Below are 25,562 nucleotides of genomic sequence, written 5' to 3'. Positions count from 1 at the left end.
AATATGCAATAGACATTCTATTACGTGCTGAAATCGCTTTAATATCAGCCACTTCGTTGCTGTTTTCAATTTCACCATAGCGGTGCTATTTTCTTGCGATTGCAACACTTCCCGTAAACACGGGACATGCATCACCCCTGACTATCGTCAGGGCCAGGAAATCCTATTACATAATCCGGGTTAAATCGTGATTTTTTTGATGCCACGGGTTATTTTCCCCGTGGCAAATACAATCAATATACCGCCAAAATAAGCATTTATGATGGCTAAGCAGCGTTACTTTTCAATGCCTTCAAACGCGGATTAAAACTTTATTGCCCCTCGCTGTCCTGACAGAAACCAATAGGCCAATGGCACAAAATACAAAGCGGTAAATGTTCCTATGGTCAATCCACCGATTACGGAGAAAACCAATGGCCTTTGCAAATCAGCACCTAATCCCGCACTAAAAACCACCGGAATAAGGGCAAGAATAGTAGTGATTGATGTCATTACAATAGGCTTCAACCTTATCTCCCCTGCATGGTACAGGGCCTTGGTAAGTGCTACTCTGGTCTCCATTCCATCTTTGGTCTGATAAATGATCCTAAGCCGATTAATGGTATCTATCTTGAGAATTGCATCATTGACCATAATCCCAAGCATTACTACTAACCCTATGGCTGACATTACATTTAGGGAAGTACCTGTAAGCCACAGCACCAAAAACGCCCCTCCTACTCCCAAAGGAAGAGTGAAAACAACAATAAGGGGTTGTAAGAAGCTTTCAAACTGAGCGGCAAGAATGAAATACAGCAATAGAATGGATATCATTAAGATACCCATTAACTGTTTGATGGTTTCCTGATCCTGAAAGTACTGCCCTGCAAAATCAACAGCAAGGTCTCTTTCCGTACCCCAAGAACGAATATCCGCCTCATGCTTTGTAGGCTCCGAGACATCGAGGTTTAGGGATTGGTAGATCCCATACCTGTCAGAAGTTACATATTTGTAATGTGAATCGTAGGAATAAGTAATGAACTCATTTAAGGAGTAGGCTATGCCTTCTTCACCGTAGATATAATTACTTTTCAGAAGGGTCTGAAAATCCAATTGGTCATTTCTTAATTGAATGGGAATAATTTCACCAAATTGCCGGATATCGGTAATCAGATAATTTCCAAATAATTGTTCTATGCTTGTGATCAATTGATTTACTTCCAGACCATACAATGCCAACTTCTCAAGATCTGTTTTAAAAATTACAGAAGATCCTTCCTGCAAACCTGGGCCTTTGGTCCAAGTCTCAACTGGAAATTGCTCCATCCATTGATTCATTTGACTTGCTTTTATAGGTCTTTTGGACTCTAAATTCTTCAACCTAACCTCATAATAAGGCCGGTTTGAATTGAAAAGCTGGTCAAATGCATTGGGCGCATCATTTATTGCTAAACTGGCCTGAGGGTAATTTTGACGAAAAAAACGCTTAAGTTGTCTGCTGACACTTTCTTTGGCTTCATCATCAGCAAACATCAGGTAAAGATCCGCTTGCTGAATGGCATTTTCTCCTTCATACAAGATAAATTGCCTTAAGCCCAAATCGCTTTCAGCAACTGTGAAATTACCCTCCAACTGAGCCAATAGACTTTGAATTCGGTCTTTATTTTGGCTTGCATCAATTGGCTCATTCCAATCCAAAGAGATCAGCACATCAAATTTTTCGATAGGCGGCAAACCTTCAACTTTTAAGAATTTGACAGTACCCAATAGAAGTGGAATCAACAAAAACAAAAACATCAAAGACCAGCCCGGATGAGCAAACAATCCCTGGAAAACTTTCTTGTATCCTTTTAGCAGTCCTTTGAACAGGCGACTGTCTTCTTTTGCAGCACTTTTTTCCTTGTTTTTAAACAATAGAAAATACAATAATGGAAGCAAAATAAATGCTACCAGTAAAGAAACGCATAGTATAGCTGCCACTGAGACCGCCTGATCATAAAACAAGGCTCCTGCCACACCACTTAAAAACACCAAGGGAACAAATACGGCCAATGTGGTTAAAACAGAACTTATCAGCGCAGATTGAACTTCATTTACTCCACTTACACAAGCCTCAAACAAGGGCAAACCCTCCTCACGCTTTCGATTGATATTGTCCAAAACGATAATGGCATTGTCAATTAGCATTCCCAGCCCTAAGGCAAGCCCACTCAATGAGATAACATTTATGGAAATATCGAAGAAATAAAAGACCATAAAACTAATCACAAGGGAAGAAGGAAGGCTTATTCCAATGATGATAGGCGTCCGGTAATTGCCCATAAAGACAAACAAAATAGCGAAGGCAAACAATCCCCCAAAAAGCAAACTGGTTTGAAGGTTATTAATCCCTGCATTTAACAAGGAAGATTGGTCCTGTGTCAATTCAAAATCTACCTGTGGATAATCCACCTTGAACAATTCCACTGCCTCATAGATCAGCGGCATGGTTTCATTCATTTTGGCAGAGGTTTGTTTGTGAACAGTAACTACCAGTCCTTCTTTGTCTTGAAACAAGTGAAAACCAGTAGGTTTTGAAAGTGCATGTTCAACGGTTGCTACTTTTGAGAGGGTGACAATATTTCCTGAGGGTCCATGTACTGGAAGATTCCCCACATCTTCAGCCGTTTCAAGTTTACTAGCCAAACGTAAAAAATACCTAAACTGTCCATCCTCCACACTTATGCCAGGTAATTCACTATTCCCATCATTGATGGCCCTAATTAAATCTGCTTCTCTAAGCCCCAAACCACTCATCAAGGGCTTATTGGGTGTGACAGTAATCACCTTTTCTTGTCTACCATTAATATCCACAAGGGCCACACCTTCCAATTGTTCCAGCCTCTTTTTGATCACATTCTCTGTGAGCAAGGATACTTCAGCGAAGTCAACACCTTCTTTTGGAATTACCTGCAAGCGAACAATAGGAATATCATTGGAATTGATCCGAACCACTTGTGGTCTTGGCATATCCTGTGGAAGGTTGTTGGTCAGTCTGTCAATTTTTTCATTGACTTCAATATAAGCCAATTCCATCCTTGTCTGAAAATCAAAGGTCAAACGAACATCCCCTACTTCGGAACCTGCTTTGCTCTCTAAGTCTTGTAGGCCATTTAAGGTAACCATGCCTTCCCGGATAGGACTGAGCACATTTTGCTCAATGGACTCTGGGGAGGAATTGGGATAGTTTACTTTTATGACAATTTGTGGAACATCTATAGGAGGCAACAATGAAATTGGCAATGTTCGAAACAAAATGATACTAAAAATAAGCAATGCCAGAAAGGTCATTCCAACTGCAATCGGCCTTGAAAGTAAAAATTTTACCATAGCTTAATCAGTTGTTATCTGCACTGCTGCCTGATGTCCTAGCTGCACGTTATTACTTACAATAACTGTTTTATCAGCTTCCAATCCATCCAATACTTCAATCTCTCTTCCGTTGTCCTTCCCTACTTCTATATAATTCCAAATGGCTTCATTATTATCAATGGTAAAGACCACCGGGCGACCGGATCGATAAACCACTGCTTCTTTAGGGACCACAAGGTTATTGTTTTGTGGCGCTCTAATCACTGCCCTCGCATTCATCCCTGACAAAAGACTTCCACTTGCACTTAATTTTATGGTCACCTGCACCAATCCATTCTCATCCACCTTAGGATTGATGCTTGTGACGGTGCCAGTAATTTTTTCTCTTTCACTATCGATTGTTCCTGATACTGGATAAACCTCCGTCTTTTGCCCTTTTTTCACATAGGAGATGTCCGACTCCAAAACTTTAACTTTCATTTCCAGTGAACGGGTACTTAATACCAAACAAATTTCATCTCCAGCATTGACTAGACTGCCTTTTTTAATTTTCAAGTCGGCTATTGCTCCAGTAATAGGCGCTTTGACTTCTGTTTTAGCGAGATTATTTTCAGCTTCCCTTACAGCAATCTGAGCAGCCAACAATCCACTGGAAGCTCTCCAAAATTCATCTCTGGCATTTTTGTCCAGGTTTTCGGAAAAGGTGGTTTCTACCGAGGAAACTATTTTTAAACTTTCATACTCTGCACTGGCAGTACGAAGGCTCACTTGTGCTTTCTCCCACTCAAGCTCGCTGTCTGTTTTATCGAGTAATGCGATAATATCCCCTTTCTTCACCTGCTGCCCTTCCTCTACTTTGAGTTCTATTAGGTAACCACTTCTTTCGACTATGGACATTACTTGATTTTCCGCTTCTATTTTCCCTGAAGCATTGATCAGGTAATCAAAGGACTTTCTTTGTGATTGCCCTACCTTCACTGGGGTGGCCTTAACTTCATCACGAAAAGTTTCCATGGGAATTTCCTCTATCTCCTGGGTTTCTTCACCACAGGAGAAAAAGAAAATTAAGGAACAAAATAAGAGTGTTTTGTTCATGTCTGTATTTGACTAATGGGTTAATATATTCTTTTGGAATTATAGAAGAATATAATTAACTAAAATTTTAAATCTCATGCAAACAATCTCTTTTATTTTTTGTTAAAAACGATTGTTAAAACCCAAATTGATGATTTTCCCTAATTTCTAGAATCCATAGCTATCCACTTGATAAGCAAGATATCGACAGTACAAAAATCAGATCTAGCTCTATAAAAAAAGTAAAGTCAGATAAATGTTGGATAGGATTTACTCTTTTCTTTGACTCCTAATCAGCTCAAAATTACAGATCTTGCCAAGGTGATCCAATTATGTAAAACTTACTCTCTGAAAAATAAAAAAACCAGATTGAATAATTCAACCCGGTTTTGTAATCTTAAAATCAAAAATCTTATTTCAATGTCTTTTCATCTGAATGTACAAATTCAGGGTCATCTTCTGTGTAATTCACATGAATTATAGGACTGGCCTTGTGTAGCAATGCCTTACTAGAAGTATCAAGGTGTCTAATATAGACCGTTTTTCCTAGTTTATTGTACCTCTCGGTCACTTTATGCACAGCCTCCAATCCAGAATGATCAACTATTCTACTTTCTTCAAAGTCAATGATGATTTCATCGGGATCATTTAATGGATCAAATTTCTCACCAAAAGCAGTTACTGATGCAAAAAACAGAGGACCGAAAATATCATAATGTTTGACACCTTTTTCGTCAATCCTCTTTCTAGCACGAATCATTTTAGAATTTTTCCAGGCAAATACCAATGCTGCGATGATCACTCCGATCAATACGGCAAGGGCAAGATTATGTAAAAATACAGTTACCAGCGTAACAAGGATCATTACCAAAACATCTGATTTGGGTACTTTTCTAAAAACCCTTAATGAAGCCCACTCAAACGTTCCTATGGCTACCATAAACATCAAGCCAACCAAGGCTGCCATTGGCACCATTTCAATATAAGAAGAGAAAAACAATATAAAGGTCAGTAAACCTAGTGCAGCTACTATCCCCGAAAGTCTATTTCGCCCACCTGCGTTTACATTGATAAGTGATTGCCCAATCATGGCACATCCACCCATTCCACCAAAGAAACCAGTAGTAACGTTTGCTACACCCTGAGCAATACATTCTTTATTGCCACTTCCCCTGGTTTCGGTGATCTCATCCACAAGGGTTAATGTCAATAAACTTTCTATCAAACCTACTCCTGCCATTATCGCTGAATAGGGTAAAATAATCCAAAAAGTCTCCATTGAAAGGGATACTAGTGGAATATGAAATTTTGGCAAACCACCTGAGATGGAGGCCATATCTCCAACCGTCCGTGTATCGAGCCCTCCAAAAATAACAATTAGGGTTACGGTCAATATAGCAGCCAAGGCCGAAGGTACTACTTTTGTCAACTTGGGAAGGTATTTGATAATGACCATGGTCACAAGCACCAAGCCTAACATTAGGTACAATGGTGTACCAGTCATCCATTCTTCAACACCTTGTGAATTGACAGTTTTAAATTGTGAAAATTGCGCTGTGAAAATGATGATCGCCAATCCGTTAACAAAGCCAAACATTACAGGGTGAGGAACCAATCTGATAAGCTTACCCAGTTTCAACACGCCTACAAGGATCTGAATTAAACCCATTAATACTACTGCAGCAAAAAGATATTCCACTCCTTTGTCTACAACCAAAGCTACCACGACTACTGCAATGGCTCCTGTAGCTCCAGATATCATTCCAGGTCTACCTCCTAATATAGAGGTGATCAAACCAATAATAAAAGCGGTATACAAGCCAACTAAAGGACTCACCCCAGCAATTAAGGAAAAGGCTACCGCCTCTGGAACCAAAGCCAGGGCAACAGTTAAACCAGAAAGAACCTCATCTTTTAAATTGGCTTCTTTGGGTTTGAATAAGTTGTAAAAGGCCTGTGTCATGGGTCTGAATTATAGGTGAAATTTTAAATGAATGATTAATGAATTTAAAAAATTGGGCATTTGAGCAATTTCCACTTAGGAAATAAGGCGCAAAGATACCAAAAATATATTTAATTAAAATAATATTTGGTTTTTTAGGAAAGGAATAAACTGAAAGCAAGCCCGATAGCGCTTCCTTTAATGTTCTGTCACATAAGCATAAATCAACTGGCTGACCCTTGCAATGCAGGCTTTCCCTGCCTCTTCATCCTGGAGATTTTTACTCAAAACAACCAAAACATAACGAGAACCATCTTCCAAATCCACAATTGCAGCATCATGCTGTACTCCGGTTATGGATCCAGTTTTATGCGCCACCTTTGCCGTTTTGGGCAGGTATTTAGGAATCAAACCATTGAAATGCTGGTCGGAAAGAATCTCCATCATGTTCTTTGCCCCAATGACTTTATTTTCCGCTATGGCCTCCATGACCAACATCATGTCCAGTGCGGTTGTGGTGTTGCTTAATCCTGCATCATAAGCTTTCAAATCCTCCACTCCACGGAGAACTTGTATGTCATTTGCTCCCAAATCCCGCATGGTTTGGTTTACATTTTCCGCAGCTACCATTTCAATCAATAGGTTTGTGGCCAGATTGCTACTGTTGACTATCATTTCATACATCAACTCATAGATACTGCCTTTTTCACCAATTCTACTGTACAAAGCTTCTTGGCTGTCTACACTCAGATCCATGCTAAAACTACTGCCATCCAAAATGCTCTTAAACTCATTTCGAATCAATATGGAATCCTGTAATGAGAAATTACCAGCCTTCTCCTGCTTAAAAAGTTCGATCATCACAGGAGTTTTCATGGTACTGGCCGCATGAAACAACTCTTTTTCATTTATAAACAATTCCTTATCCGATTCATCCAACAACCTAAAGGCAAGACCAAAATCCCCTTCTACTGAATCCATTAGGTTGCGAATTTCATTCTCAAGCTGTTTAAGTTGATTGTCCTCCTTGGAAGGAGTACAAGAAAGTAGCAGAAGTAAAAATAATATAAGTTGTCCTTTCATGTGATCTTTGGATTAAAGTAATACAAGTACCCAGGCCATAACGGCCAAAAAAGCCAATATCGGGCCCAACACGATAAAGAAAATGCCCCCGGTCCGAAAATCTTTTTGTTCCACCATGCCTGTTGCAAAAGCAATGGCATTGGCAGGAGTAGAAACAGGAAGCAATAAGGAACATGAGCAACTAATCGCAACCATCACTGGTCCTGCAATTCCATAAATCCCCGGTAGGGCAAGACTGAGGGGGACCAATATGGAAGCTGCTGCCGTATTGCTCATTACATTGGAAAGTAGTACGGCTATAAGGCAGAAGATAATCGCTATAAACACTTTAGGCAATGGCAAGGCATTGATTTTCCCCATTACAATTTCCGCTAAGCCCACCTCCACAAGAGCGATACCTAAAGCCAAGCCTCCTGCCACCAACATAAGCGTGTCCCAGGGAAGACTTCGCACATGCTCGGAGTGGATCACTTGGGTCATGGTAAGCAACACTATAGGTATGGCAGAAGTAGCAGCCACAGGGATCCCATGCAAGGATTCAGTCAACCACATCATCACGGTAAAGAACAAGGTGAAAATGACAGCATTTTTTTCAAAACGGCCCACATTCCCCTTTCCCTTTGGCAAAAGAGACAAATCCAACTTTACATCAGAGAAATCCCGGGTTTTGCAAAGAAATTTCCAAAACAACCAAACCAACAGCAATCCTGTGGGAAAGCCAACCACCATCCAGTCTATAAAGGTAATGCTTATCCCCTTCTCCTGAAGGGCTCCTACGGCAATCGCATTGGGAGTGCTACCAATGATGGTACCTATTCCTCCTACAGATGCGGCAGCAGGGATGGCTATCAGCAAAGATTTACCATAGGGAGAGTCTTTTCCGATTAAACGTACCAACGGAATAATGGAAGAAATCATCATGGCCGTGGTAGCAGTATTGGACATGACCATGCTTGCAACAGCGGTCGTCATCATCATTCCCAGCAACAAGCCCTCAGGTTTGTGCCCAAATTTTTTGACTGTAAATTGAAACAACTGTTGATCCAACTCAACCAAGCTCATGGCTTTGGCCAGGAAAAAGCCGCCCAGTAGTAGCCAGATTACATTACTGGTCCAAGTACTCACATAGAGCTCCGGCGGCATGGTTTTATCAAAAAAGAAATCCGTACTAAAACCCAGCAAGAGGGTAGCAATGATAAAAATCCCTACAGCAAAAGGGGGCAAGGCTTCAGATATCCATAAACCAATAGCCAATATGCTGATAAAAAACACAAAATTAACAGGAGGGTCATAACCTATTTTACTAAAAAAATAGGTCACCAATAAAGCAATCAGAAAATTCCCAATAAAAGAAGAAGTACTGAAAATCCAGTTTAATTTGAGTTTCCTATAGAGAATACGCGCTCCAGTTCTGGAATCTGCATCGAACATGCACCATTGACTTTAAAGGTAAAAATTAGAATACTATCACTTAGTCAAGTGACTCTGGTTGGACTAGGGATTTATAACAGCCAACCATGAAGCAATTTAACTCTTTTTTGAAAGATTTAGTCCTTAAATTCTGCAATCATTATAAAGATCTTGTAATAAAGCAATGGTATATTTTTGTCAGAAAAGAGTAAAACAATGGAAGGTAAGAAGCCACCCTTGGCACATTTATTGAATTAGATACCTTTAACAGCCATTACAGTTCCTTACACTCGTGGCTGAGAGAGTAAATTAATAAATGGTCAATTCTTGATACAATAGTAAAAATATTAAAAGGGAAGTTAAAATATTTCCCCTGAGTAAATCCAATAAAAGTTATTTCTTCGTAATTGCTTATGAGATCAAAATTAAAGCTGAAATAAAAAAATTAACAGTTTTTTATCCGTTTTAAGCAATATTTGAGAAAGTAATTTTTTAATCTTATTTAGTTTAAGGGCCATGGTTACGACTCCATGGCCTTTTTTTTGAAATAAACTTTTAAAATTGGAAGTCTATTTTGTTTTAGAACTACCTACAATTTTCCATAACCAAAGTAAAAACCTAAGAAGGCCTATTATGGACAGGTCTATATTTTCCACTAAAAATATTTAGGTTTTGGAACCAAATTTGTGTTAGCTTTGTCAACTTAATTCACATGGGGCTGACCGGTTTTGACAGTAGGAGTAAAGATTGGGCTCGCATGCAGGCTGGAGTATGTACTGCCTTGAACGATTCATACAAACCATAATTGGCGAATCTAATTACGCCATGGCTGCCTAATCTTACCCTTCGGGGACTAGATAATGCTTAAAGGGTTGAGCTTCGATAGATGCTCCCCGGCCACATCCCGCAACCCTGTGTCTTTTCGGGGTTGATACTGGGGTGTCGATAAGGAAGGACTAGTGCTTGTGATACTGCTAATCAGGTGCGAAATTAAGCAGATAAGCCGAAAGTAGGTGTGTCAGCCAGCGGCTTTCGGTCGACAATTCAATAGTTGACTAAGCATGTAGACGGTACGGTGTTTCCCTATCTGGACGCGGGTTCGACTCCCGCCAGCTCCACAAACTAAAACCCTAAATACTTGAAATATAGTAATTTAGGGTTTTTATTTTTAGATCTGGGGCGGATTATGGGGCGGAATGTTTCAGTTTTTAACGGTTTGGCTAAGGTTTTTTAATTTTTCCATAATTTCGACCATCAAAAGATTTCAATAAAACGATTTTAGGTTTAAGTATTTTTCTCTCAGGTTGGATTTGATAAGAAAAAATTGACGAAAGGTTTAGAGAAACCTTGTCAATGGCATTAGAAAAAAAAGTGAAGAGCTGTATTTAATATGTTGGTATTTTGCCAACATATTTGTAATTTTACAGTAAAATAAAAAAAATGGTAATTATCTACTTGACCAAGTTGATTGTTTTTGCAAAGAAGCATTCCGATTCGGCCAAAAGTCTGACCACCTGGAAGGTGATTGTAGAAAATGCCAATTGGAAAAAAACCCAGGATATTTTGGAGAGTTTCCCAACTGCTAAAATCATTAAAGGCAATAGGGCACGCTTTAAAATTGTGGGAAATAAATACCGTTTGATCATCGAAGTGAATTTTAAGGATAAAACGGTAGAAGTTCGATTTATCGGAACCCATGATCAATATGATAAGATAGATGCCACAACCATTTAAACATTAGCAAAAATGAAAACGCTTAAAAATAATAATTGGTTCTTACTGGAGTCAGAAGCTGATTTTGAGGCTGCTAGCAAAAGGTATGAGCAGTTGAAAGATGCAGAAAAAGGTTCGGGAGCACATAAGGAAAAAATGCTTTTGGTCCATCTGATTGCCCAATACGAAAAAAAGCTTTGGGATTTGCCGGAAGTGGACCCTGTCGAAATGATCAAAATCCGCATGGCCGATTTTGGTTATAATGCTGCCACCCTGGCAAAGGTCTACGGTGACAGGGGGACCATCAGCAAGGTGTTGAATTATAAGCAGTCCCTGTCTTTGACAATGATCAGAAAATTCAGTCAGTTACTGAAAATACCGGCAGAATGGCTCATAAGGGAATACCCTCTAAAAAAAGCACTTTAAATAGGTATCAGTTAATTCTTTGATTTAATATCCTTTTTTTCGGGAAGAAAATAAGCATCTATTAATTTCATTGGTCATCTTTCTTAGGAACCGCCTACAAACATTGGCAGGTATTTTTGGATTTTTTAAAGTCACAATGGTATTGGTGTCGAACTTTTCAAACACATGGTTACTTAATTCATTCAGGAGCTCCCCAAGCTTTCTGCATCTCGTTTCTTTTTTTTTCTTCAGTAACTTTAACATACCGTTGAAAATTATTGTAATCGGCATGCCCGGTAATCTTCATCACCGTCTCTACAGGGATCCCTTTTTCCAGAGAAAGGTTGGCAAAGAAAACCTACCTTTACTAGTAGAATTTGTTCCTGCAAAAAAGCCTTGAAAACGGTAACAAGTATCAATTCCTCCGATGCCATCAAGAACCGATATCTCGGGGAGGACGATAACAACAAAACGTTAGGGCAACTGTTGTGTAAAAGAACAGAAAATAAGTGATGACATATCAAAAATCATTTCCTACTTTAGACACAATATGTCAGCAAAGATTATATCCATACGTAAATTCAAAACTTAAGTGATACCAATCCTTATCTTAGGCTCTCTGTCTCTGAAATTGGAGACAGAGACAAAGAATACATAAGAAATCGTATTGCCACGAAAGCCAAACGGCTGCTCAAATTTTGTATAAAACCAAAGTCTAGGAAGGCAATTTTCGATAAAATTGGGATGTTCAATAACACCAAAAATTTTCGAAACCATGTCAACCCGTTGATAGATGCAGGTTGGCTTAAACTCACACTTCCTGAGAAAATCACGAGTAGAGACCAGCAATATCTTAGCACTGAACTTGGTAAGCAATTGTTATTAATTTTAGAGGAAGATAATACAGGAAAAACAGGATGCATTCCCCTAGTGTCTTCCAATATTGCCTCGGTAGGCTATGATGCAGGAAAGAAGGTTTTAGAAATAAAATTTAACCATGGGCTGTTTATCAGTATTTTGATTTACCGGAAAGGGTATTTGAAGAGTTGGTAAGTTCAGCAGCAAAGGAAAGTTACTATTTGAATGAAATCAAGAAAAGGTATAATTACAATAGTAAATGAACTAATATTGCTTTAAATACAAAGGAAGTCAAAATCGACAAAGATATTTGATAATAACAAAGAAATTTTAAAACAATTGGAAAAATAAATCCTATAATGAAAATTAACCAAAAAGGACTTGCGAGACTTTTATTCAGGAGAAGACTGAAAGGATGAATACCGGCTAATTGAAAAGGAGATCAATGAGTTGTAATTTATAGAAATACGCATTTTAATTTTAGGCTATGGCAACAAAATCACATAAAGCATTTAACGATTTACCTCTTCTTCCTCCAAAACAATCTTTGGTAGAGACAATTGCTATTCTCAAACAGGAAAGTAAATCTGCAGTTGCACTGGCAGAATTAAAAGGTCTTACAAATACATTACCGAATCCAAATATTCTCATCAATGCTGTTATTTTAAAAGAAGCTCAAGCGAGTTCAGGAATTGAGAACGTGATTACAACCCAAGACAAACTTTATCAGGCGTTATACGCCAAATCAGCAAAACCAGATGTTGCAACAAAAGAGGTTTTACGATACAGAGAAGCACTTCTGATGGGTACGCTTTTAATCAAAGAAAAAAGATTTCTTAATACAAACGGAATAAATACCATTCAGAAAGAATTGGAAGAAAATAATGCTGGACTCAGAAAACTTCCTGGAACGGCATTAATCAACGACTTGACTAATGAAGTGATATATACTCCGCCTGATAATTTTGATTCGATTAGTGGCTTAATGAAAAATCTTGAAGAATATATCAACATTGATGAAGATGATGTTTCTCCATTAATCAAGTTAGCCATTCAACACTATCAATTTGAAAGCATCCATCCTTTTTATGATGGTAATGGTAGAACTGGAAGGATTATCAATGTCTTGTATTTAATTTTGAAAGGTTTATTAAACGAACCTGTATTGTATTTGAGTTCTTATATTATCCATAACAAGGGAGATTACTATAGATTATTTCAGGAGGTTCGGACTAAAAATAACTGGGAAGATTGGATTTTGTTTAAACTCAAAGGTATTGAGCAGACAGCGCTGAGTACAATTGAGCAAATAAATAAAATCAATCAACTGTTCAACGAAACACAAAAATTGGTGCAGGAGAAATTACCTAGAATCTATTCGAAAGATTTGATAGAGCAGCTTTTCGTTCATCCTTATTGTAAAATAGAGTTTTTGGTGAAAAATTTAAACTTAGAACGTAAAGCAGCTTCCAGACATTTGAATAATTTAAAAGAAATAGACGTTTTAAAGTCACTTTCAAAGGGAAAAGAGGTTATATACGTAAATGAAAAACTGTATAATTTCCTGAAAAATGGCTAAAAATAACGTGGGACATTTTGGGACACGTCCTGAAAACGTGAGACAATTTATACGTTTTTAGGACACGTTATAAAAACGTGGGACATTTTGGGACATATAATAATCAACTATGGATACAGACGATTTATCAATACCAACTTATAAAGGAATCATTTAAGAAGCCGAAAAATTCAATCACGAGTTGACTTTGCCATTTGGTGTTCTGGCGGCCAGTTGTAAAGATGATGACGACTATTTGAATCAAGCGGATGCCTTAATAAAAGATTGGCTTCAAGTGAATGATTTTGAAGATATTATTGATGGTATTTTCTTTGGGCAAAAAGTAAATGAAAATGCGTTCAGAAAAACTTTAAACATAATCCTATTCAATATTGCTGAAATCAGAAAAACACCAATGAAACAACGGGAATTTGAAGATTGGGAATAGGTATTATCAATAAAATGGTTTCCAATCACGAAAATATCAACCTTTTACGCTCCCTCTTCAAAGGGCGTGAAGACCTATTTGCCGTTCGTTGGGAGAAAGGAAACAAATCGGGCTATATGCCAGCCTATTTTTATGACCCATTTCGTTTAAGGGCGCACAAAATGAATGGAGGGACATTTCAGAATTTTACCGAAAAGTCTTTTCTGAAATATACAGAAGAACAAATCCAAAAGCATTTGGACGGCTTTCATCATATTGGAATTTACCCTCTATTACAAGACAATACCACTTGGTTTTTAGTAGCAGATTTTGATAAAGCGAATTGGCAAGATGAAGCCGTTATTTTTCTTAATGCTTGTAAAGAAAAAGAAATTCCAGCCTACTTGGAGCGTTCTCGTTCAGGAAATGGCGGACACGTTTGGATATTTTTTGATAAACCATATCCCGCCATAAGAAGTCGCAAAATATTCATTTCAATTTTAGAACACTCGGGAGCGTTTTCAATGTTTGATAAAAGCTCCAGTTTTGATAGATTGTTTCCCAATCAGGATTTTCTTTCAGGCAAAGGTTTTGGAAACTTGATTGCATTGCCGCTTTTTAAGCCAACTATTGAAAAGGGAAATAACTGCTTTATTGATCCAGAAACATTTGAACAATTTACAGACCAATGGGATTTCCTGAAAAATATTCAAAGGGTTTCCACAGATTTTTTAGACGAGCAATGCAAGACATTATCACCTGATGTTCCGAAAATAAAATCGCAGCCAATAAATGGAAAACTTAGCATTTCTTTAAACAATACGATACGAATCAGCAGAAATGGATTAACGCCAACGCTTACTCATTTTCTGAAAGAAGAATTAAATTTTGCAAACTCTGAATTTTTCATCAAAAAAAAATCAGGAAGAAACACCTTTGAAACAGTCCGTTATTTTAAACTGATTGAGGAATCAGAAAGTGAAATCTTCATTCCTCGGGGATTTATCGGAAGACTACTGCGCTTTTGCAAGAAATCACAAATCGGATTTGGGTTTGTTGATGAAAGAAAGCTAAAACCAACTATTCCTTTTGTGTTTAATGTTGCCTTGCGAAATCATCAACTTGGAGTAATAGAAGCGGTTTCTAAAAAGGACTACGGAGTGATAGTTGCACCACCAGGTTCAGGAAAAACAGTGATGGGATTAAAAATAATTGGGGATAAAGGACAACCTGCACTCATTATTGTTCACCGAAAACAGTTATTGGAGCAATGGACGGAACGGATTGAAGCATTTTTGGGTATTCCGAAAAGAGATATTGGCGTTATCGGTCAAGGAAAATCTAAAATAGGCAAACAAATTACCGTGGCAACAATTCAAAGTTTGCCAAAACAAATAGAATCTGTTGAAAATCAATTTGGAACTATCATAGTGGACGAATGCCACCACGTTCCTGCCGAAACTTTCAGGAAAACAATTGAAAAACTACAAGCATATTATCTGTATGGATTGACTGCTACCCCTTTCAGAAAGTACAATGATGGGAAAATGATTTTCACCCATTTGGGAGAAATTATTGCCAATATTCAACCCACTGAAATTGAAAATTATAAACAGGCGAAAATCATCATCCGCAACACTGCATTAAATGTTCCATATAATTCTAAGACAGATAGTTTTGAAACATTGTCAAAAATTTTAGTTCACGATACTGCTCGAAACAAACTGATATGGGAAGATGTAAAAACAGAACTGAATCAGGGTAAGAAAGCGGTTATCATCACCGAACGAAAAGAGCATATTGATACGCTGTATTTATTTTTAAAACAATCGTATGAAGCTATTACGCTGAGCGGAGAAGATTCAGAAACGTCTAAGAAAGCCAAATGGAAAACATTACAAGAAGGGAACTTTCAGGTTTTAATTACAACAGGACAATATTTTGGCGAAGGAACAGATTTACAAAATATTAGCTGTTTGTTTTTGGTCTATCCGTTTTCTTTTGAAGGAAAACTACTCCAATATATCGGCAGGGTGCAACGCTCGGAAACAAATCCGACCATTTATGATTATCGAGATTATAAGATTGATTATCTCAATAAACTTTTCTTAAAGCGAAATACTTATTATCGAAAAATTGACAAGCAGGCAACCTTATTTGATGAACCAAAGGACGAAATCACAACTTCAAAACACGTTTTAACTATAGAAAAGAAAATTAAAGTTCCAATTGAGGAATTGGAGTTTCATTATGGAAGTCTAGGCTTCAAATATGCAGTTGTTGAGATGAATACCGAACTTCAATTTCAGGTTGAAAACATTGAAATTAGACCAGAATTTGAGGTACTTAAACCCTATTTCATCAAAAGATTGAAGTCAAAAAATATTACCGTAGAATTGTTAGCCGAGTTTGAAAACGGAAAATTGGTTTCTCAATTAGCACTATCAACTGATATTGACCGCATCAATAAAGAAGTGGTTGAGGGAGTGAAATTTCAATTTTTGAATAAAAGCTTGCTCAAACAATTCAGTACCAAAAATCAAAACATTTTGACTTCTGATGAATTACAAGAGCAGGATAAAATTTATTCAAACGCAGAAGAGGTATTGACTGAAATTCTTAAAAATAAGCAATACAAACATTCTCAACACATTCAATATTTAGCAGAAAGACACGAGAGTTCAATAATGAAAATTCGTTTTGTCCTCAATCCATTTTCATTTGTATTTTTGCTTGCAGGAGACCAAAGTTATTTTATTGTTTTGGAAACCTTGGACACAGAAGAGGCAACTTACATTTGGCATGCCCCTAAAAATAAATCGTCATTAATTGAAGAAGTAAAACAAATTGACAGCCAATTAAGCACTATTAGAAAAAAAGGAAGACAGGCATTTTTGGAAAATAATCCTGAAAAATTTACTAGAATTATGCACGATTATTCAGATAACAAAAAAGGATTTATAATATGGAAATCAGCATTAGAAGAGATTGTTTAGGATAGGGAGTATTTTACCATGGTTTAAATATCACATAATAGCACTCTTTTTGCACATTAGTTTCTTTTTTAAAAGTTATGGTTCCATTTTTTCATACCTTTTAAGAACAAACATTGGCAAGTATTTTTGGATCTTTTAAAAGTTACAAGGGTGTTGGTTCGAACTTTTTCAATTCACCTGTTTAATTGATTCATTCAGGAGCTCCCCAAGCTTTCTGCATCTCGTTTCTTTTTCTTTCTTCAGTAACTTTAACATACCGTTGAAAACTTTTGTAATCGGCATGGCCAGTTATCTTCATCACCGTCTCTGCAGGGGATTAAATAAATTGAGAAAACTGTAGCATTTTCTCGGTACCATTCGTCTTAAAAGTATGAAGATTTATAAAGTTAAACCCTTACTATTTTTTCTCTTGCCGATTTTCTCCTGCGAAAACAACGTTGGCCCAAATAGAGAGGGTACCGCCGAGGTGGTCATCTCTGTAGCTTCAAGGGGAGGGTATCAGTTTCTCATCGAATTCGACGGCGACCTTTATTTTCCTGAAAACTTACCAGAAGAATTTAGGGTGGTATCTCAGGAACCCATACCTGTAAACATCAAATTTCAGATCCTGGATAACAAGGAAGACATCTTTCAACCAGCTCCAAATGATGTGCCTATTTTTCTAATGTCTGTACCTGTGATCACGATAATATCGATTGAAAAAATTAAATCAATTCCCTGAAGTTTCTGAACTTCAATTTTTCAACCGGATTGGAAGATTTGGGGTATCGACTTGATCATGCTACTCCCTGCGAGGTTAAAAAAGAAGTTACAATCACAGCTAAGCTGTTGTCCGTTGTATCACCCGACAAACTATCGCAAATCCAAACGGTGCCTTAAAATGATGATGTTACTGTGTTTCTCTACTCAGACGTGGGTTCGACTCCCGTGAGCCTCACAAAATGACACAAATTTTTAATCTTGAGTTTTTATTCTCCAATAGCATGCTATCAGGTTTTCTTGCCTTATATCTAAAAAATCACTTTATAGTCTGAACCTGGGCTAATCCTAAAGCTTACTTTACCGCTAATATTATCCTGATGAAAGTCTATCTCTTGACCACTTTTTCCTAGCACCTTAGGAGTCCCTATACCCTTGTTAATCACATTAATTTGTGCATCCCTTTTATTTTCACCAAAATGGTGGACATAACTGACCGGCAAACTAGAAGTAGGATATACATGGGCTATATTTTGGGAAGCATCCTTCCTTAATATTATTACCCCCTTTCCGCCGATAAATACAGGTACCTTATTTAAATCATGTGGATAATTATCCAGAAGTTTTGGGCCAACAAATTTTTCCCCACTTTCAAAATCATACCATATTCCACCCGGTAAATAAACAGCTACCTTTTCTATGCTTTCCTCAGAGAGCAAGGGTGCTGCTAAAATTGATTCACCGATCATCCACTCAAACCTTTGTTGCTGGTAAACTTTATCATCTCCGGGAAAGGCTAAAGGTAAAGGGGTAAGGGTATAAGGAAACCCTGAATGATAAGCCTTTATTGCAGAACTATACAAATAGGGGCCTAATTGATAGTGAAAGTTAACAAGTTTTTTAAAGGTATTCCTAGCTTCTTCCGGCCAACCCTCCGGAAATGCTCCTATTGCCATTCCAGCCGTTAAGGCCAATAGCCAGGCATGTTTGATATTTGATGAAACCTGGGCAAGGTTATGCATATTATGGACACCTGCCACATCTGAATAAACATTGGGAAAACCTGAGGCAGCGTACTGGAAATAGTTGATCGGTATCCTTGAATTTTTTTCTCCTACCCCAGAATCATTGATCCTCAATAAGGTTCCCGGCGAAACAAAAGCTCCATTTCTAGCCATTACCAGACCACGATCATCACTTATGTTTTTTATCGGTTGGTTGAAGATCCCAATTAAAGAATCAAGATCCATCATGGTGTCTTCTTTTATTCCCGCTACTTCCCATTTTTTATACAAAGCCCCATACCATTTTGCAGCCTTTTTATTCCTGCCATCAAGCAAATAACTTGGAACTATGGGGAAAATAGAGGAAGTTATACTAAAAGGAACTCCCTCTTTATCTTTAACAAAATACCCCTTGTTTAAGCCAACCTCTGAGAGTTCATTACCATAAAATGAATTCACTTTCAAGTTCTTATCTCTCTTGGTCGTTTTTGGGAAATAGGGTCCTCCTTGAGGTATAAAGTTGGTCCTTAACCCTATCATCCAGTGAATATCATTATCACCCATCCAATTTTTTAGGGATTGAGGCTCCGGGAATTTTTCTCCCCAACGACCAAAACTAGTAGTGGTGCCTCCTTGATCCCAAAAGCCGGATCCAGTTACTGCCCATTTAATGGGGTATCCTTCTTTTAGAAACTTTGCCAAAATTCCTTTCACTATTTCTTCATTGGTATTCCATCCCAGAGCGTCCCAGGATTCCCAGCCTAATTCAAACAAAGTAAACTTTGGCTTTACTTCTGAATAGCCATTGTCCTCCCGGACATCTTTATAATGCTTGTAAAGCTCAGGCACTTTACCAACGAACAGATAGAAGGATGAAGCCCCTTTGCCCTCTATTTCCTGGTGATAGGAATTTGTTGACAAAGTCACCGATTTTTTCCCTTGAGAGAAGAAAACGCCGGCAAAATCGTTTTTCGGAAAGATACAAAATGAGCTCACCCACCTATTCCTCGCGCCATCATTGATGAGCCGAAAGCGTTTTTCATTTTCAGCAATAAGGTTAAAGGTCTTGTTCCAACCTCCGGCATCCCCTAAACCATAAGCCACAGGCATCCCTCCAAACCTTATAGAAGTTGTATTTATTTTATCATTTTGGGGAGACACATTTAAAGTAATTCGCCCCTCTTTAAAAATCAAGTCAACCTGTGCGTAAGCTCCATTGGACAAGCTCACATTTAGCTTTGCACTTTTTGAACTGCTTTTTAATACCTCTGACGAAATGACCGGATGGCCATTGAGAAAAAGTCCTGATTCTTGATCCTTAGGAACCTTAACTGTCCCTAATCGGTCCTGAATTTCCATTTTCATACCGATAAGCTCCACTTTTAACCGGTAATTCCCATCACTTAAATACAAGGCAGGTTCTTGAATAAAAGAATAAGAGGCAAGAAAAATTGTTGCTAAAATTAAAAACAGTGATTTACAGTGTATTGAATGCATTATTACAAAAGGGTTATTGTTAGGTTTTTTAATAGTAGTGAAGCCTTTAAAAATCTACTTACGATAATGTAAGTACATTAAGCTAATGGCAAACAGCCCGCAAATATAAACCGGTATTTTTCAATTTCACGACACTATTTTATATAGACTGAGGTCGAAAAGGAATTTTTGTAAAAAAAACTTGTCCCACATTATGACCAGAAAGTAGTTCCGGGTTGATGAAGGGGCTCAATTCAATAATTAATTTCAGTTTATTCAACACCCTTCCATAAGACATAGGTTGTTTAACCTAAAACAAGCAATCGACAACTTATTAGATGAAAACACTCCAAAATTAGCCACTTTGTTGCAGTTTCCAATCACACCAAAACGATGCAATGCCACCCCCATAAATTCTGATTTTCTTGCGATTGCAACACTCCCACAGTATGGTCAGGAAACCCTATGGCTTAACATCATTCCAATTGAATAAGCTAGGATTAGAAATTGATATTGCTTACAATTATTTAAAGGTTTTCTATTCCTTTTCCATATTCTTCGCTACCTGCGCATCAAATGCTTCCAATATAGCTGAAGGCAATTTGGCTTTTTGTTTCCAACTCGCGTCTCCATAGACACCAATATTATCAAGGTCAAAAACCTCAAAACCAATCCGCTTAACAGCTCTCTTGTTTTTAAAATTAAAGTTGAAATTTTCTGCATCAACAAATCGAGGATCTCTGATCACACTATTTTTATCATGCCCTATCTTTTGCCATTCTGCAAAGGTTTTTCCATTGAAATCATATTTCTCTCCTCCCGTATTCCAATACATATTATTATCCATGGCAATGTCAATTTTTTCCCAGGCCCCTTGCAATACAGCGCCTTCATTGAAGACGATAATATTGTTCATGAAATCAAAAGACCTGTGCTCTTCCACCCTTGTACACTGGGCCTGGTACATTTTGGCATAGGCGAAGATATTATTTCGAATGGTATTGTTTGCACCGTAATGCTGGTGAAAACCGCCTGTCTTGGTACTGTAAACCAAATTGTTTTCCATCACAATATCAGAAGAGCCTTCATCGGTATACAAACCCCAGCCCCCATAGGAATAAGCATGCACATGATGGACCTTATTGTTACTGATCACCGTGCCCTCAGATTTTCCCAAGGTATAAACCGCTGCCATGTCACTAAGTAGCGTCCAGCCAAAATGGTGGATATGGTTATTGGTGATTTTATTCCTTTTGGCATTGCTTTCGGCATATCCCCAAACCCATCCAACAGAAATTCCTGTATAATAAAAATTACCGATGTCATTATTGCTGATTTCATTGTCTGAACTATGGCCTACCCAGACTCCCACAGCTGTAGGATACTCCAAACCTCCGGTCTGTATGATATTATTGTGCAGTTTGATGTGAGAGGTATGATTCGCACCCTCATGCGCCTTGGTCTCTCCAAGGTAAATCCCCCCTCCTCCAAGATCATGTAAATAACTGCGCTCGACCGTAGAATTATGACAGCCTTTGCCATACCAAAGAGCATGCTGGCCAGTTTTAGAAATTTCACAATCCACAAAATCAACATGGTTGGCCCCTTCGAGCATTACCGCGGCATTGATCATTGTTGCTGCCTGACTGGGTTCAGCACCGGAAGGAGGAACCGCATAATGGCAATGCATAAAAGAAAGGCCTTCAAAACGAACATGTTCAACCGGTTTACCATTGGCAGCATCCCCTTTGACCAACACCAGATTATCCAGCACCGGAGCAATTACTTCCGCATTTTCTGGATGCTCTCCTGGAAGAGGAATATAATACAAGATTCCTTTCGAATTTAAATACCACTCTCCTGCTTCATCCAATGCTGCTGCAAAATTTTCGAATACAATCCGCCCTCCTTCTTTGATTGGGTTCCAAGGTGGCATTCCTCCACCCGAAGTATATACCTGTGCACTGTCCTTATCCAATTTATCAAGATACCGCATGGTGAAATTCCACTTGTGATAAGCCCTGAGTCGAACATTTTCCAAATCCTCATCGGCAATCCCTTTTAAATGGGAAAAATTCTCTTCGTCGAAAGAGAACACATGCTGGGCTTTTTCTACTGCCCTTCCTGTACCTTTTATCCAATCATTTTGCTTCACTGCGCCTATGTGCATAAAGCCTTCATTGGGTGTACGCGCCAGAGTTGCCCTTTTCCCATTGACATACAATTGGTCAAATCGCCATTTGTAATACCGGCTTTCATGGAGTTCAAGTTCCCAAATGCCCAGTTCATTTACCTTAAATCCTGATAGTTTTTTCCCCCCACTGAACACTGGTTTTTCATTTGGATAGGCTTTGTACACCACTGGAGCTTCTTCGGAACCACCATCCCCTGGATTCAATTCCAGAGGTGCCAACATCTCGTATTCTCCACCTCTTATCAGGATGGTAACCGGGCCAGTAGCCACATTGTTCTTTTTGTGTTTTCTGATCCAATCACGAGCACCTATAAGGCTGGCCAATGGTTGGTCTATCGTTCCTTCACTCTTATCGTCTCCATTTGGAGCCACATAGATTGTGCGCCCATTTTCCTTGACCTGATTTGCTGTTGCATAGGCCATGGGGGTAACATATATGAGAAAAACCAATAATAATCCAATAGCACTACTAATTTTCATATGATTCATTGTCCTTTTCCTTTGGTAGGCCAATTTACAATTATAGGGCAAACATTTCCATCAAGGGGTGGATTTTCATTAAGAATCAGGAGGCATAGGGGAAAGTTGGTAATTTATAGGAGGCTAAATTCTGTGGAGATTTTGGCAGCATTGTTGCGGAAAAAAAATGGCAACAATACCGCCAAAATCAAGATGTGTATAATCTTCTTCACCAAGGGCTGACACCCTTGGCTGTGGTATTGCGCCCCGTCAGGGCTTGGTGTAATCATAGGACTTGGTGTATGATTTTGATAAGGAATGGACGTTGGGATTTTGATCTTCATCTAGGTGTAATTTGCAATTACACCATTATATCAATAGCTATGAACTTTAGAAAAGTCATTTTAAAAAGCCATTTGTAATGGACTAATCTAAATCATCTCAGAAAATCTTACTTGTGCTAGCATTGGAAATACCCTATTAGTCAACGGGAAATTCGCATATAGCAAAGGTCAGATATGGCATCCAACTGCTACGAAGTAAATACTTTTAAGCTTAAATGAAGTTCGATCCATTTTTAACTTTGGTAGGCTTGGTTTGCTTTTAGTCAACGAAAGTCTCTTTGATAATGGCTTTCAACTCTTTAATTTCTGTTTTTGATAACCGGCCCAAAGGTCTTACAATTCGTCCTTTATCAACTGTTCTAATTTGGTCAAGAACAATCCAACCAATTTTATTGTCATGTTTTACCTCAATTCTGGTGGGATAGTTTTTGGAACACGTTGTCATAGGCGCAATAACAAGGGTCCTGAGGTATTTATTCATCTCGTTGGGAGAGATGATAACACAAGGTCTGGTCTTTTTTATTTCACTCCCAATGGTAGGATCTTGATTCAGCAAGATGATCTGATATTGTTCTATTTTCATTCGTCTAGGTGGTCGTCTTCAAAGACATCATTAATCAGTAGGCTGTCGTCTCCATTTTCATTCATTTCTTTAAAAGACTTTTCCCAGCCTTTTCTAGGAGTAGCTAATGGCCTTAGAACAATTTGATCTTTCTCAAGAATTAAATCAATCCTATCTTTAATATTATAGCGCTCTAAAAGCGTTTTACTAAGTCTAATCCCTTTAGAATTACCTATTTTTATCACTGATATTTCCATAATTCAAAACCTGTGCGTAATTACAAAGTTATTACGCACAGGTCATTATTCCAAAATATAATCAAACCGCTTGGATGAATACACAAGGGTTTAAAAATAGGGTTAACATAAAAGATAATCAGGGAGATTTTGTCAGTATTTTTGCGAAAAAAGGCAACAATACCACCGAAATCGATTCACGTTAGATCACTAAACCAGTGGTTGGGCCCACTAGCTACTCAACCATCAACCATTTCATAGTCTTGAATTAGTGTTTGGGCTGAAATCCCAAGCTCTTGATTGAGCTTTCGGATCATTGTAATACTCAATTTCCGCTTTCCCTTTAATACTTCACTCGCTCTACTTCTTGAACCAAGTAATTTACTAAGTTCACTTTTCGACATTCCTAATTGATCAATTCTAAACAATATGGCTTCGATTGGATTTGGAGATTCAATCGGATACTTTGTTTTTTCATATGCTTCTATAAGAATACTTAGAACTTCCAATTCATCGGATTCTTTAGAATTAGGTTTTAAGTCCAATTGCATTAGCTCATATGCACGAGCAAGGTAATTGTCATGATCTTTACTGGTCTTTATTGGCTTTAACATATGTTACAGTTTTTGAATTTATTAAATCATATTCAGCATGCGTACCAAACCATACAATAAATACAATTTTCAAGCGATATTCTATGTCTACAATCAATCTATATTTATTGCCATTAATATTGAAGACAGTTCTCTTTCCAGTTATTATTGATGCATTTCTGTATTTTACCTTTAAATCTTGAGGTGTTTCCCAATTGGATTGTTCTATTTCTTGTAACCAAGATTTAAGTGCTTGCTCAGTATTTGGGTACTCCACCCAATATTCTCGTATTGTATTTACTGCAATTACCCTCATAAACAATACAAATATAACAAATGTTCCCATATTGGGTTCGCGTAGTGATGGATTGTTATTATCCCCTTTGCTCTTGTCTTGAAGATTTTGTCAGCATTGTTGCAAAAAAAATGGCAACAATACCGCCAAAATCAAGATGTGTATAATCTTCCTCACCAAGGGCTGACCCCCTTGGCTGCCATATTGCGCCCCGTCAGGGCTTGGTAATGTCAAAAAATTTGATGTGTGTTTTTGGTAGAAATAAACGTTAGGATTTTGTCAGCATTGTTGCAATAAAATGGCAACAATACCGCCAAAATCAAGATGTGTATAATCTTTTTCACCAAGGGCTGACACCCTTGGCTGTGGTATTGCGCCCCGTCAGGGCTTGGTGTAATCATAGGACTTGGTGTATGATTTTGGTAAGGAATGGAAGTTGGGATTTTGATCTTCATCTAGGAGTAATTTTCAATTACTCTCTAACTGGGGAATTCTTCGTCAAAAACAAAATACCGGTATTGCAGTAGCTAAAAGCCCCATATTTTTATAGGTTTGGTAAGCGCTACGAATGGTATTCACTGGTAAAAAATGGAAGATTTTGAGATTATGACTAAAACCATCCCTACCCTGCAAGGGAAAATATGAAGCCCGACAGGATGAAAAGGCCTTTTGTGTACTAAGAAAAAGGGATCGTAAAGGTATTGGGCCTGGACGGCAAGATGGAAAATGAATCCTTTATTGTTACCATTCCTGTAATAGAAAATGTTCAATATTAAAATGTATTTAAAAACATTGTATTGGGATAGTTAACTTTTCTATATTGGTATGACGGATCCATTGAATTCAGTGAAATCTTAAATGTATCCAGTACCGAACAGAGCCCAGTTCAAAAGGCTGAGATGGT

Annotated in this window: 19 protein-coding genes, 1 other RNA gene and 1 pseudogene; 8 read left to right on the top strand and 13 right to left on the bottom strand. The window is 38.0% G+C overall.

Features of this window, described 5'->3' with window-relative positions; all coding sequences use genetic code 11:
* Nucleotides 1-303: 303 nt before the first annotated feature.
* The 5 genes from AC13EX_RS13895 to AC13EX_RS13875 all read right to left on the bottom strand — a co-directional run bounded on the left by AC13EX_RS13895 (nucleotide 304) and on the right by AC13EX_RS13875 (nucleotide 8,860).
* Entirely contained in the window at nucleotides 304-3,348 is a 3,045-nt protein-coding gene (locus tag AC13EX_RS13895; protein ID WP_482893149.1) for an efflux RND transporter permease subunit, read from the bottom strand.
* Nucleotides 3,349-3,351: 3 nt separating this feature from the next.
* The gene (locus AC13EX_RS13890) at nucleotides 3,352-4,425 is read right to left on the bottom strand and encodes an efflux RND transporter periplasmic adaptor subunit (protein ID WP_482893148.1); all 1,074 of its coding nucleotides are present in this window, start codon (nucleotides 4,423-4,425) and stop codon (nucleotides 3,352-3,354) included.
* Nucleotides 4,426-4,816: 391 nt separating this feature from the next.
* Nucleotides 4,817-6,367 (bottom strand): SulP family inorganic anion transporter, encoded by a 1,551-nt coding sequence (locus tag AC13EX_RS13885; RefSeq protein WP_048640455.1) that lies wholly within the window; start codon nucleotides 6,365-6,367, stop codon nucleotides 4,817-4,819.
* Between the two features lie 177 nt (nucleotides 6,368-6,544).
* Nucleotides 6,545-7,429 (bottom strand): serine hydrolase, encoded by an 885-nt coding sequence (locus AC13EX_RS13880; RefSeq protein ID WP_482893147.1) that lies wholly within the window; start codon nucleotides 7,427-7,429, stop codon nucleotides 6,545-6,547.
* A 12-nt stretch (nucleotides 7,430-7,441) separates the two neighbouring features.
* The gene (locus tag AC13EX_RS13875) at nucleotides 7,442-8,860 is read right to left on the bottom strand and encodes an SLC13 family permease (protein WP_482893146.1); all 1,419 of its coding nucleotides are present in this window, start codon (nucleotides 8,858-8,860) and stop codon (nucleotides 7,442-7,444) included.
* Between the two features lie 693 nt (nucleotides 8,861-9,553).
* On the opposite strand from AC13EX_RS13875, the gene ssrA reads away from it, so the two are divergent.
* From ssrA to AC13EX_RS13835, 8 genes and pseudogenes are all read left to right on the top strand, one after another.
* Nucleotides 9,554-9,960, top strand: a transfer-messenger RNA (tmRNA) gene (ssrA, locus tag AC13EX_RS13870).
* A 319-nt stretch (nucleotides 9,961-10,279) separates the two neighbouring features.
* Complete coding sequence (locus AC13EX_RS13865) at nucleotides 10,280-10,573, top strand: type II toxin-antitoxin system HigB family toxin (protein ID WP_482893145.1); 294 nt, start codon at nucleotides 10,280-10,282, stop codon at nucleotides 10,571-10,573.
* Nucleotides 10,574-10,585: 12 nt separating this feature from the next.
* Entirely contained in the window at nucleotides 10,586-10,978 is a 393-nt protein-coding gene (locus tag AC13EX_RS13860) for a helix-turn-helix domain-containing protein (protein ID WP_482893144.1), read from the top strand.
* Between the two features lie 723 nt (nucleotides 10,979-11,701).
* Nucleotides 11,702-12,078, top strand: a pseudogene (locus AC13EX_RS13855) (KTSC domain-containing protein).
* Nucleotides 12,079-12,302: 224 nt separating this feature from the next.
* Nucleotides 12,303-13,394 carry a Fic family protein gene (locus tag AC13EX_RS13850; RefSeq protein WP_482893143.1) on the top strand — a complete coding sequence of 364 codons (1,092 nt, stop codon included), beginning with the start codon at nucleotides 12,303-12,305 and terminating at the stop codon, nucleotides 13,392-13,394.
* A 181-nt stretch (nucleotides 13,395-13,575) separates the two neighbouring features.
* Nucleotides 13,576-13,821, top strand: a complete 246-nt coding sequence (locus tag AC13EX_RS13845) for a hypothetical protein (protein ID WP_482893142.1) — start codon at nucleotides 13,576-13,578, stop codon at nucleotides 13,819-13,821.
* 14 nt (nucleotides 13,822-13,835) lie between these two features.
* Entirely contained in the window at nucleotides 13,836-16,796 is a 2,961-nt protein-coding gene (locus AC13EX_RS13840) for a TOTE conflict system archaeo-eukaryotic primase domain-containing protein (RefSeq protein WP_482893141.1), read from the top strand.
* 370 nt (nucleotides 16,797-17,166) lie between these two features.
* Complete coding sequence (locus tag AC13EX_RS13835; protein WP_482893140.1) at nucleotides 17,167-17,517, top strand: hypothetical protein; 351 nt, start codon at nucleotides 17,167-17,169, stop codon at nucleotides 17,515-17,517.
* A gap of 289 nt (nucleotides 17,518-17,806) precedes the next feature.
* On the opposite strand, the gene AC13EX_RS13830 is transcribed toward AC13EX_RS13835, so the two are convergent.
* The 8 genes from AC13EX_RS13830 to AC13EX_RS13795 form a co-directional block, all read right to left on the bottom strand.
* Entirely contained in the window at nucleotides 17,807-19,996 is a 2,190-nt protein-coding gene (locus tag AC13EX_RS13830) for a TIM-barrel domain-containing protein (protein WP_482893139.1), read from the bottom strand.
* A gap of 517 nt (nucleotides 19,997-20,513) precedes the next feature.
* Nucleotides 20,514-22,658: a right-handed parallel beta-helix repeat-containing protein gene (locus AC13EX_RS13825; protein WP_482893138.1), complete on the bottom strand. Its 2,145-nt coding sequence runs from the start codon at nucleotides 22,656-22,658 to the stop codon at nucleotides 20,514-20,516.
* 104 nt (nucleotides 22,659-22,762) lie between these two features.
* Complete coding sequence (locus tag AC13EX_RS13820; protein WP_482893137.1) at nucleotides 22,763-22,972, bottom strand: hypothetical protein; 210 nt, start codon at nucleotides 22,970-22,972, stop codon at nucleotides 22,763-22,765.
* 259 nt (nucleotides 22,973-23,231) lie between these two features.
* Nucleotides 23,232-23,555, bottom strand: coding sequence for a type II toxin-antitoxin system PemK/MazF family toxin (locus AC13EX_RS13815; RefSeq protein WP_482893136.1), 324 nt, complete (start codon nucleotides 23,553-23,555; stop codon nucleotides 23,232-23,234).
* A complete protein-coding gene (locus AC13EX_RS13810) occupies nucleotides 23,552-23,791 on the bottom strand; it encodes an AbrB/MazE/SpoVT family DNA-binding domain-containing protein (protein ID WP_482893135.1) in 240 nt (79 codons plus the stop codon). Before AC13EX_RS13810 ends, AC13EX_RS13815 begins: the two co-directional genes overlap by 4 nt.
* 218 nt (nucleotides 23,792-24,009) lie before the next feature.
* Nucleotides 24,010-24,384, bottom strand: a complete 375-nt coding sequence (locus tag AC13EX_RS13805; protein ID WP_482893134.1) for a helix-turn-helix domain-containing protein — start codon at nucleotides 24,382-24,384, stop codon at nucleotides 24,010-24,012.
* On the bottom strand, nucleotides 24,359-24,709 hold the full coding sequence (locus tag AC13EX_RS13800; protein ID WP_482893133.1) for a type II toxin-antitoxin system HigB family toxin: 351 nt from the start codon (nucleotides 24,707-24,709) through the stop codon (nucleotides 24,359-24,361). Before AC13EX_RS13800 ends, AC13EX_RS13805 begins: the two co-directional genes overlap by 26 nt.
* A 179-nt stretch (nucleotides 24,710-24,888) precedes the next feature.
* Nucleotides 24,889-25,113, bottom strand: coding sequence for a hypothetical protein (locus tag AC13EX_RS13795; protein ID WP_482893132.1), 225 nt, complete (start codon nucleotides 25,111-25,113; stop codon nucleotides 24,889-24,891).
* Nucleotides 25,114-25,562: the final 449 nt, after the last annotated feature.

Source organism: Cyclobacterium sp. L-R (assembly GCF_056859355.1).
The sequence above is the reverse complement of the archived record's forward strand: the minus strand, read 5'-3'. Positions and strand labels throughout refer to the sequence as shown.

Coding starts and splice junctions, on each gene's coding strand:
- AC13EX_RS13795 (WP_482893132.1), bottom strand. CDS start 25,113: ATGAAGATCAAAATCCCAACTTCCATTCCTTACCAAAATCATACACCA.
- AC13EX_RS13890 (WP_482893148.1), bottom strand. CDS start 4,425: ATGAACAAAACACTCTTATTTTGTTCCTTAATTTTCTTTTTCTCCTGT.
- AC13EX_RS13865 (WP_482893145.1), top strand. CDS start 10,280: ATGGTAATTATCTACTTGACCAAGTTGATTGTTTTTGCAAAGAAGCAT.
- AC13EX_RS13800 (WP_482893133.1), bottom strand. CDS start 24,709: ATGGGAACATTTGTTATATTTGTATTGTTTATGAGGGTAATTGCAGTA.
- AC13EX_RS13825 (WP_482893138.1), bottom strand. CDS start 22,658: ATGAATCATATGAAAATTAGTAGTGCTATTGGATTATTATTGGTTTTT.
- AC13EX_RS13895 (WP_482893149.1), bottom strand. CDS start 3,348: ATGGTAAAATTTTTACTTTCAAGGCCGATTGCAGTTGGAATGACCTTT.
- AC13EX_RS13815 (WP_482893136.1), bottom strand. CDS start 23,555: ATGAAAATAGAACAATATCAGATCATCTTGCTGAATCAAGATCCTACC.
- AC13EX_RS13850 (WP_482893143.1), top strand. CDS start 12,303: ATGGCAACAAAATCACATAAAGCATTTAACGATTTACCTCTTCTTCCT.
- AC13EX_RS13885 (WP_048640455.1), bottom strand. CDS start 6,367: ATGACACAGGCCTTTTACAACTTATTCAAACCCAAAGAAGCCAATTTA.
- AC13EX_RS13805 (WP_482893134.1), bottom strand. CDS start 24,384: ATGTTAAAGCCAATAAAGACCAGTAAAGATCATGACAATTACCTTGCT.
- AC13EX_RS13875 (WP_482893146.1), bottom strand. CDS start 8,860: ATGTTCGATGCAGATTCCAGAACTGGAGCGCGTATTCTCTATAGGAAA.
- AC13EX_RS13860 (WP_482893144.1), top strand. CDS start 10,586: ATGAAAACGCTTAAAAATAATAATTGGTTCTTACTGGAGTCAGAAGCT.
- AC13EX_RS13840 (WP_482893141.1), top strand. CDS start 13,836: ATGGTTTCCAATCACGAAAATATCAACCTTTTACGCTCCCTCTTCAAA.
- AC13EX_RS13835 (WP_482893140.1), top strand. CDS start 17,167: ATGAAGATTTATAAAGTTAAACCCTTACTATTTTTTCTCTTGCCGATT.
- AC13EX_RS13880 (WP_482893147.1), bottom strand. CDS start 7,429: ATGAAAGGACAACTTATATTATTTTTACTTCTGCTACTTTCTTGTACT.
- AC13EX_RS13820 (WP_482893137.1), bottom strand. CDS start 22,972: ATGAAGATCAAAATCCCAACGTCCATTCCTTATCAAAATCATACACCA.
- AC13EX_RS13830 (WP_482893139.1), bottom strand. CDS start 19,996: ATGCATTCAATACACTGTAAATCACTGTTTTTAATTTTAGCAACAATT.
- AC13EX_RS13810 (WP_482893135.1), bottom strand. CDS start 23,791: ATGGAAATATCAGTGATAAAAATAGGTAATTCTAAAGGGATTAGACTT.